Source organism: Pseudactinotalea sp. HY160, from assembly GCF_009372055.1.
Classification (GTDB): Bacteria; Actinomycetota; Actinomycetes; order Actinomycetales; family Beutenbergiaceae; genus HY158.
Genome location: NZ_WHMT01000014.1, coordinates 65,103 through 73,926, shown reverse-complemented (window position 1 = coordinate 73,926; position 8,824 = coordinate 65,103). Strand labels below are relative to the sequence as shown.

Sequence of the window (8,824 nt, the reverse complement as noted above, 5' to 3'; positions counted from 1 at the left end):
CGCCCAAGGGCATCACCTACGTCAGCAACAACCACTCCCTCCTCCACCCCCGCACCACCACCATCAACGATGAACCGTCACCGACGTCCTGATACATCAAACGTCACCGATGTCCTGATGCAGAACTGTCACCCATGTCCCGATACAAGACACGTTGCGGTGGCACAGCTTCTTTCCCCACCTCGCCCTGCCCACCTCGCGGGGAGACTCGCCGTTGCGGTGGCACAGCTTCTTTCCCCAGGTGCGGCCGCATCGGCCCGGCGTCGTGAAGCTGGGGAAGCTCGTCGTTGCGCAGGCACAGCTACTTTCCCCGCGATCCTGTGTCGACCATCAGCCGGCCGCTCGATCGTCGATGCCGTGGATTCCGGCGCGCTGCGCGAGCGCCGCCCGAACGAGTTCCACAACGTCGTCGGGCCGGGTGCGCACGTCGGTGGCGGGGATCCTCAGCACCTGCCAGCCGAGCCGAATGAGCATTCGGTCGCGTTCGCGATCACGCGCCTGCGCTGCCGGGTCCGCGTGATAGGCGGCCCCGTCGATCTCGACATCCAGCTTCAGCGGCACGTGCGCGAAATCGAGGATTGCGTGCCCGCCCTCGTCGCCCCACACCTCATATCGCCTGATGAAGGACATCCCGGCGCGACGAAAGAGCCGTCCGGCCTCCGCCTCCCGACCCGAATCGGATTCCCGATCGAAGACCTCGATCTCGCGCCTCAGCGCGCTGAATCCGGGCACGTGTCTGGGCTCGGAGAGGCCGTCGTACAAGGCATTCAGTGTGACGATCTTCTTGAAGATGCCATCGTGCAGGACTGCCTGCAGGTCACGGCTACTCAACGTCGCGGCCAGGTCGACGAGAGTGCGGACCGGATCGGCCACGACCAGCCCCGTCGATGTGCGGCGCGGCTCGGCCGGGAGCCGGGTGCGATGGATCTTCAATCCCGTCTGTGCGCGGACGCGCGTGGAATGCGGCAGCGTGACATGGATGGTCGCAGAGTACGGGCGATAGATGAGGCCGAGTTCGTAGGCCGCCGTGTCGTGACTCAGATACGCGTTCGGTCCGCAATACAGGAGCGCCGCGACACATCGACATAGCCGGGTCCGACGGGTGCCGGCGAGGCAGTAGACACCCGAATACACGCGCACCCAGAGCCCGAGCGCCAGCCGGTGCCGGATGTGTTCGTCGGTGAGGCCGGTGGCGAGCACCTGCCCACGGGCGATGAGTCCGTGCTGGGTGCGAAACAGGCCCGCCGCATCCGCCTCGCTCTGCCGGCGGCGGGCTCGAGCCGGAGGCGACGAGGGGGGCGGTTCACCGTGAGGGCTCGCGGCGTTCAAGGCATCCTCGAACGGGGCGGTCTTGAGATTCCTGGGTGTGGTCATGACACCAGGAGGCAACGCGAGGCGATGACCGCGCACGTGATGAGGGCGGAGCTGTGGACAGCGATGCATCACGGTGCAGTCTGGGCACAGAGGAGTTGCAGCAGCCGCCCGGTACCCCGCCAGTGCCGGGCCGCGGCACCACGACTACGGGGAACATTGCCGGGGCACGGCACCAGGGATCTTCCCCGCACAGGCACCCGCGCCACAGCACCACGACTGCGGGGAACATCGCCGGGGCACGGCACCAGGGACCTTCCCCGCACAGGCACCCGGGCCGCGGCACCACGACTACGGGGAACATCGCCGGGGCACGGCGCCGGAGATGTTCCCCGCAGCGGCGGTGAGAACGGCGAAGCCCCACCGGGTGCGCCTTGTGAGCACGCCCGGTGGGGCCGGGGTTCGTCGGGCCGGCGATCAGGCCGACTGGCGACGCCGGAGCACGAGGCCGCCCGCGGCGAGCAGGAGGGCCGCGACGATCCACGCCGTCACCGTGATACCGGTGTCGGGCAGCTCGTCGAGGCCATCCTGGTCACCCGTCGGGGTGTCCGTCGGGGTGTCCGTCGGGGTGTCCGTCGGGGTGTCCGTCGGGGTGTCCGTCGGCTCATCCGTCGGAGCGTCCGTCGGCTCCGGTGTGGGCTCCGGTGCCGGTGTGACCTCGAGTGCGACCGGCTCGGAGGCGGACGGCTCGAGGAACGTCGGGTCGGACGGCACGAATGCCGCCGTCACCGAGACCGTCGACGCCGGCGTCTCCGCGGGCACCGTCAAGGGGATCTCGATCGTGCCGGTCTCGGCCCCGATCGGGGCCTCCGCAACGACCGTGCCGTCGACGCGGAGCTCGACGGTCCCCTGCGGAACGGTCAGATCGGCGGAGTCGACCGTGACGGTCGCCGTGGCCGATGCGCCGGCCTTGATCGTGGTCGCGGACAGCTCGAGGCCCGTGGTCGTGGCGGCCGCATCGCTCGGGTGGACATCGGCGGCCCAGGTCGTGGGCGTCGAGCTCAGCCCGAACGAGATCTCACTCGCGTTCGCGAGGGTCTCGGCCTTCATCCAGCTGCGGCCGTAGGCGTTGCCGTCCACGGTCATCGTCTCGATGAAGGGGGCGGCGGCCGGATCGGAATCGGTCGTGATCCGCACCGGCTTCCCGTCGAGCCACACCGTGGCGGCAGGGAACATCGGCGACGAGATCGCCAGCCCGGCCTCGGAGGGAACGACCGGGAAGAGGCCGAGCGAGGCGAACACGTACCAGGCCGACTGCACCCCGAGGTCGTCGTTGCCGGGCATGCCGTCCCGGTCGGTGCCGAACGCGGTGGTCCGCAGCTGGCTGATCACGTACTGCGTGCCCGCCGGCTTTCCGGCCCAGTTGTAGGCCCAGGGCGCCTGGTAGCTCGGCTCGTTGCCCATGTAGAACGTGTCGGCGTCCTGACCGCCGTTGAGCTCGGCCAGCGTCGGGGTCGCGGTCAGCTCGTCGTCCATGGAGAACAGCGCGTCGAGTCGGTCGATCGCCGCCTCGTTCCCGCCGATGCCCTCGATCAGGCCGTCCCAGGCGTGCGCGAAGGACCAGAAGTAGTTCGGCTCCGTGGACTCGTGGAAGGTTCCCGTGCCGAATTCGCCCGGGACGCCGGGCTCAGTCGGTGCCACGCGCGAGCGCAGCGTGTCCGTCTCGGGGTCGAGGATGGTCGTCCACCAGCCGGCGCGGTCGTAGAGCGCGTCGACCTGGTCGTCCGTGATCGTGACGTCGTCGGCGACGACGTCACGCACCGCCGCGAGGAACTCGGCGGCCGCGTAGTCGCTGTTGTAGCGCTCGATGTTCGCGCTCGTCCAGTCGCCCTCGGGGTAGTAGCCGGTCTCGAGGTAGTCGGCCATCCCCGCGAAGCTCGCGTTGCCGTTGCAGGCGCTCGTCTCATCGAACGAGGACTGGCTGATGAACCGGGCCGCGGCGGCCAGGTCGAAGTCGCGTGCGCCGAACGCGTACGTGGCGGCGATCACCGGGAGCGCGTTGTCGCCGGACATGGGCGTCGAGTCGTCGCTCGCGTCCACCCAGTGCGGCAGCGCGCCGCACTGCAGGCCGTCGACGATCGTGGACTGCGCCACGTCGCTCGCCACGTCCGGCGCCAGGAGCGCGAGCAGCTGGGCCTGGGTGCGGTAGGTGTCCCAGAACGACAGGCTCGAGTAATGGGTGTCGTAGCCGCCGGTCTCGCCGTTCGCCTTGGTGTAGTCGTAGTCGGAGACGTTCACGGTCTCGCGCTCCTGCACGTAGCCTCCGCGGTCGGGCTCGCCGCTCAGCAGCTCGGGGGCCTCCATGCTGCGGAACTCGCCGTTCACATCGGAGTAGACCGTCGGCGAGCCGAGGGCCCGGTACAGCGAGGTGTAGAACTTCACGAGCTCATCCCGCTGCTCTTCGGTCAGCGCGTCCGGATCGGCGGCGCGGTCGACCTGCACGGTGTTGAGGCGCTCGTTCCACAGGTCGTCGGCCTGCGCACGCACCTGATCGAGGGTGGCGGTGGGCGCCTCGGCCGCGAGGTTCTCCTCGGCGTTGGCGATGGAGACCGAGGAGATGCCCACGCGCAGCGTGAGCGTGGGGTCGTCGGCCGGAACGTCGTACTGGAGCACGGTCGAGCCGTCGACCACGGTGTTGACCGTGGACTCCGCGCCCTCCGTGTCGTCGGTGTCGTCCTGAGCCTCGAGCGTGCGGTCGAGCTCGGCGTAGAAGTAGACGTTCGAGTTGTACGGGGTGCCCCACGGGGTGCAGAAGGCCGGGGCGACCGTCTTGCCGGTGAGCACCGTTCCGTCCTCGGACACCTCGAGCGAGACGTTCTCGGGCGAGATTTTTCCGGCGTCGTTGCCCGCGTTCGAGTTGGCGTTGAGGCGGGTGTCGAGCGAGAAGTACGCGGAGTCGGCGTCCGGGTAGGTGAAGGTGGCGACCCCGGTGCGGGTCGTGGCCCCGAGCTCGACCTCCACGCCGCTGTCGAGCGTGACGGAGTAGGCGCCCGGCGCCGCGGACTCGTTCGCAGTCTGGAACTCGGCAGCCTGCTGCGGAGCGCCGGCGGCGTTCGTGACCGAGGTGGCGTCGGTGCGCGGCAGCATGCCGACGATTCCCTGGCCCGGGCAGCCCGGGCCGTTGATGTGGGTGAGGCTGAAGAAGTTGATCCGCCCGGAGGTGGCGCTTGCCGGCAGGATGTAGCCGCCCGACCCGTTGTAGTTGCTCCGGGACATGTCCGGGCCGAAGGTGACCATCCCGAACGGGACCTTGGCCCCGGGGCTCACGTTGCCGGCGTAGCCGCTGGTCGAGGAGACCGCGGTGCCGATGTGCGGGTCGACGTACTGGGTGAGGTCGAGCGGTTCCCCGGCCTCCCAGTCGGCGCCCGGTTCGGCCGTCGCGGGGGAGACGGCGGCGGTCGCCACGAGCGCGAGCGTCGCGCCCGTGCCCAGGACCCGCCCGCGCCACACCGACCCGGATGTCGGCCGCCTGCGGCCGATGGGTCGACTAGTACTACGAATCGACATACTCGGAAGCTCCTTTGATCAGGTCTGTTCCACATCGACACCTGACATCGATGTCAGACGATGCTACCCGAGCACCGGCACCGCGACGACCACACGCGAACGGCGGGACCCACCCGAAGGTGAGCCCCGCCGTCCATACGCCTGCGGGCGAGGCCCGCAACCGGCTCGACTCAGATGAGCCCGAGCCCGCGCACCGCGTCCCGCTCCTGGCCGAGCTCAGCCACGGAGGCGTCGATCCGGGCGCGGGAGAAGTCGCCCACCTCGAGGCCCTGGACGATCTCCCAGGCGCCGCCGGCGGAACGCACCGGGAAGGAGGAGATGAGCCCCTCGGGCACGCCGTAGGAGCCGTCGGAGACCACCGCGGCCGAGGTCCAGGAGTCCGCCGGGGTGCCGAGCACCCAGTCGCGCACGTGGTCGATCGCGGCGTTCGCGGCCGAGGCGGCCGAGGAGGCGCCCCGGGCCGCGATGATCGCCGCCCCGCGCTTCGCCACCGTGGGGATGAACTCCTCGGCGAGCCAGGACTCGGCGACCAGGTCCGCAGCAGGACGCCCGCCGACCGTGGCGTGGAAGACGTCCGGGTACTGACTCGCGGAGTGGTTGCCCCAGATCGTCAGGTTCTTGATGTCGGCCACGCCGGCACCGGTCTTCGCCGCGAGCTGGGAGAGGGCGCGGTTGTGGTCGAGTCGGGTCATCGCGGTGAAGCGGTCCGCGGGCACGTCGGGGGCGTGCGAGGCGGCGATGAGGGCGTTCGTGTTCGCCGGGTTGCCCACGACGAGCACCCGAATATCCTCGGCAGCACCGTCGTTGATCGCCTTGCCCTGCGGGGCGAAGATGCCGCCGTTCGCCTCGAGCAGGTCGGCACGCTCCATGCCGGCTCCGCGCGGACGGGCGCCCACGAGCAGCGCCACGTTCGTGCCCGCGAAGCCGTCGGAGGGGTTGTCCACGATGTCGATGCCGGCGAGCAGCGGGAAGGCGCAGTCGTCGAGCTCCATCGCGGTGCCCTCGGCGGCCTTGACGGCCGGCGGGATCTCCAGCAGCCGCAGCCGGACCGGGGTGTCCGGGCCGAGCAGCTGACCGGAGGCGATCCGGAACAGCAGCGCGTAGCCGATCTGGCCGGCGGCGCCGGTGACGGTGACATTGACGGGGGTGGTCATGTCGAGCTCCTATCGACGAGTGCATGGGCCGGGAGTGACGGCGGTCGCCCGGGAGGTGCGGTCACCCACGATTGCATCACACGGCCGGACCCGGTAGTCCCGCGTGAGATATCTTGATGTCAAGCAATCCTATAGCCGACCACCAGGAGTCTTCGTGACAGAGTCGACGATCATCTACACCCACACCGATGAGGCCCCGGCGCTGGCGACCTCCTCGTTCCTGCCGATCATCCGGGCCTTCGCGGGCAGCGCGGGTGTCGAGGTGGCCACGCGCGACATCTCGCTCGCGGGGCGCATCCTCGCCCACTTCCCGGAGCGCCTCACGCCCGAGCAGCAGGTGGGCGACGCCCTCGCCGAGCTGGGCGAGCTCGCCAAGCACCCGGGCGCCAACATCATCAAGCTGCCGAACATCTCGGCGTCGGTGCCCCAGCTCAAGGCCGCGGTCGCCGAGCTGCAGCGGGCCGGTTACGACCTCCCGAACTTCCCCGACTCCCCCGCCACCGACGCCGAGCGCGACGTGCGCGCCCGCTACGGCAAGGTCATGGGATCGGCCGTCAACCCGGTGCTGCGCGAGGGCAACTCCGACCGCCGCGCGCCCGCCTCGGTCAAGAACTACGCCCGCAATCACCCGCACTCGATGGGCGCCTGGAGCCCGGACTCGCGCACGAACGTGGCCACGATGGGCACCGACGACTTCGCCTCGAGCGAGCAGTCGGTCGTCCTCGCCGCCGACGACACCCTGCGCGTCGAGCTGCGCGGCGCCGATGGCACCGTGACCGTGCTCAAGGAGGCGATCCCGGTGCTCGCCGGCGAGATCGTCGACGCCACGCGCATGGACGCCGCAGCTCTCGAATCCTTCCTCGCCGCCCAGGTGCAACGCGCCGCCGAGGCCGGGGTCCTGCTGTCCGTGCACCTCAAGGCCACGATGATGAAGGTCTCCGACCCGATCATCTTCGGCCACGCCGTGCGCGCCTACTTCTCGGGCGTGTTCGCCGCCCATGGCGACGACCTCGCGGCCGCGGGCCTGAGCCCGAACGACGGGCTCGCCGCGATCTTCGCCGGTCTCGACGCCCTGGACGACCAGGCGAAGGCGACCGAGATCCGGGCGGCGTTCGAACAGTCACTGGCCGACGGCCCCGACCTGGCGATGGTCGACTCGGACCGGGGCATCACGAACCTGCACGTGCCCTCGGACATCATCATCGACGCCTCGATGCCGGCGATGATCCGCACCTCCGGGAAGATGTGGGGCCCCGACGGCGGCCAGGCCGACACCCTCGCGGTGATCCCCGACTCCTCCTACGCGGGGGTCTACCAGGCCGTGATCGAGGACTGCCGCACCCACGGCGCCTACGACCCGGCCACGATGGGCACGGTCCCGAACGTCGGGCTCATGGCCGCCAAGGCCGAGGAGTACGGCAGCCACGACAAGACCTTCGAGATCCCGGCCGCCGGGGTCGTCGCGGTGCTCGACTCGGCGGGCACGGTGCTCATGCAGCACGACGTGAACGCCGGCGACATCTGGCGCGCCTGCCAGACCAAGGACATCCCGGTGCGCGACTGGGTCAAGCTCGCGGTCGACCGCGGCCGCGCCACGGGCGACCCGATCGTGTTCTGGCTCGACGAGAACCGGGCGCACGACGCCAACCTCATCGCCAAGGTGAACGCCTACCTGCCCACCCACGACACCGCCGGGCTCGACATCCGCATCCTCTCCCCGATCGAGGCCACGCGGCTCTCGGTCGAGCGGATCCGGGCGGGGCTCGACACGATCTCGGTCACCGGGAACGTACTGCGCGACTACCTGACCGACCTGTTCCCGATCCTCGAGCTCGGCACGAGCGCCAAGATGCTCTCGATCGTGCCGCTCATCGCCGGCGGCGGGCTCTTCGAGACCGGCGCGGGCGGCTCCGCGCCGAAGCACGTCGCCCAGCTCGTGGCCGAGGACTACCTGCGCTGGGACTCCCTCGGGGAGTTCCTGGCGCTGGCGGTCTCCTTCGAGCACCTGGCGAAGACGACGGGCAACGCCCGCGCCCAGGTGCTGGCCGACACCCTCGATGCGGCCACCGGCACGTTCCTCGAGGAGAACCGCTCGCCCGGGCGCAGGCTCGGCACGACCGACAACCGGGGCAGCCACTTCTACCTTGCCCAGTACTGGGCCAAGGAGCTCGCCGCCCAGACGGGCGACGCCGAACTGGCCGAGCTGTTCGCCCCGGTCGCCCGCGCGCTGACCGAGAACGAGGAGACGATCACCTCCGAACTGCTCGCCGTGCAGGGCAAGCCGGCCGACATCGGCGGCTACTACCTGCCGGACGAGGAGAAGGTCGCCGCCGTCATGCGCCCCTCGGCCACTCTCAACGGCATCATCGAGGCGCTCACGAAATAGACCGCCGACCGGTGGATGCGGCCCCTCATTCGGCCTCTCCAGGGGCCGTATCCACCATTCGGGGCCGAACGCGCCTCAGACGTTGTCGGCGGTGAGCCCGAGCACGAGGATCGCGACGCCGATCCCGGCGAGCAGCACGACGTCGAACGAGCGCGACCGGGAGGCGATCCGGTCCGCCCACGACGTACACGCCCGCACCGCGGCGAGCACGAGCAGCTCCGCGCCGAGGATCGAGATGCCGGTCCGCGCCCCGAGCGTGAACGAGGCGGCGATCATCACGACCACGCCCGCGACCGCGAGCCACAGGACGGCCGTCCGGCCGCGCGCGAGGGTGACGGGGTCGCTGCTCATCACGGGCCAGGATACCGCCGGTGTCGACGCCCTGGTCCAGCATGGCGCGCACACA

5 protein-coding genes are annotated in these 8,824 nt (G+C 70.2%); 1 reads left to right on the top strand and 4 read right to left on the bottom strand.

The genetic code is table 11. The annotated features are described in order from the left end of the window. Nucleotides 1-330: 330 nt before the first annotated feature. The 3 genes from GCG21_RS17330 to GCG21_RS12515 all read right to left on the bottom strand — a co-directional run bounded on the left by GCG21_RS17330 (nucleotide 331) and on the right by GCG21_RS12515 (nucleotide 6,032). Nucleotides 331-1,200 carry a DUF559 domain-containing protein gene (locus GCG21_RS17330; RefSeq protein WP_194165080.1) on the bottom strand — a complete coding sequence of 290 codons (870 nt, stop codon included), beginning with the start codon at nucleotides 1,198-1,200 and terminating at the stop codon, nucleotides 331-333. Nucleotides 1,201-1,788: 588 nt separating this feature from the next. Further along, nucleotides 1,789-4,821 carry a glycoside hydrolase domain-containing protein gene (locus GCG21_RS12520; protein ID WP_194165079.1) on the bottom strand — a complete coding sequence of 1,011 codons (3,033 nt, stop codon included), beginning with the start codon at nucleotides 4,819-4,821 and terminating at the stop codon, nucleotides 1,789-1,791. Between the two features lie 227 nt (nucleotides 4,822-5,048). Beyond that, entirely contained in the window at nucleotides 5,049-6,032 is a 984-nt protein-coding gene (locus GCG21_RS12515; protein ID WP_152910019.1) for a malate dehydrogenase, read from the bottom strand. A gap of 154 nt (nucleotides 6,033-6,186) precedes the next feature. On the opposite strand from GCG21_RS12515, the gene GCG21_RS12510 reads away from it, so the two are divergent. Further along, a complete protein-coding gene (locus GCG21_RS12510; RefSeq protein ID WP_370517504.1) occupies nucleotides 6,187-8,418 on the top strand; it encodes an NADP-dependent isocitrate dehydrogenase in 2,232 nt (743 codons plus the stop codon). Between the two features lie 75 nt (nucleotides 8,419-8,493). Here GCG21_RS12510 and GCG21_RS12505 read toward each other — a convergent pair whose 3' ends face one another. Beyond that, on the bottom strand, nucleotides 8,494-8,769 hold the full coding sequence (locus GCG21_RS12505; protein ID WP_152910018.1) for a DUF3017 domain-containing protein: 276 nt from the start codon (nucleotides 8,767-8,769) through the stop codon (nucleotides 8,494-8,496). Nucleotides 8,770-8,824 lie beyond the last annotated feature (55 nt).

Bases quoted from the DNA above. Each gene is read 5' to 3' on its own strand.
- GCG21_RS12515 (WP_152910019.1), bottom strand. From the start codon at position 6,032: ATGACCACCCCCGTCAATGTCACCGTCACCGGCGCCGCCGGCCAGATC.
- GCG21_RS12505 (WP_152910018.1), bottom strand. From the start codon at position 8,769: ATGAGCAGCGACCCCGTCACCCTCGCGCGCGGCCGGACGGCCGTCCTG.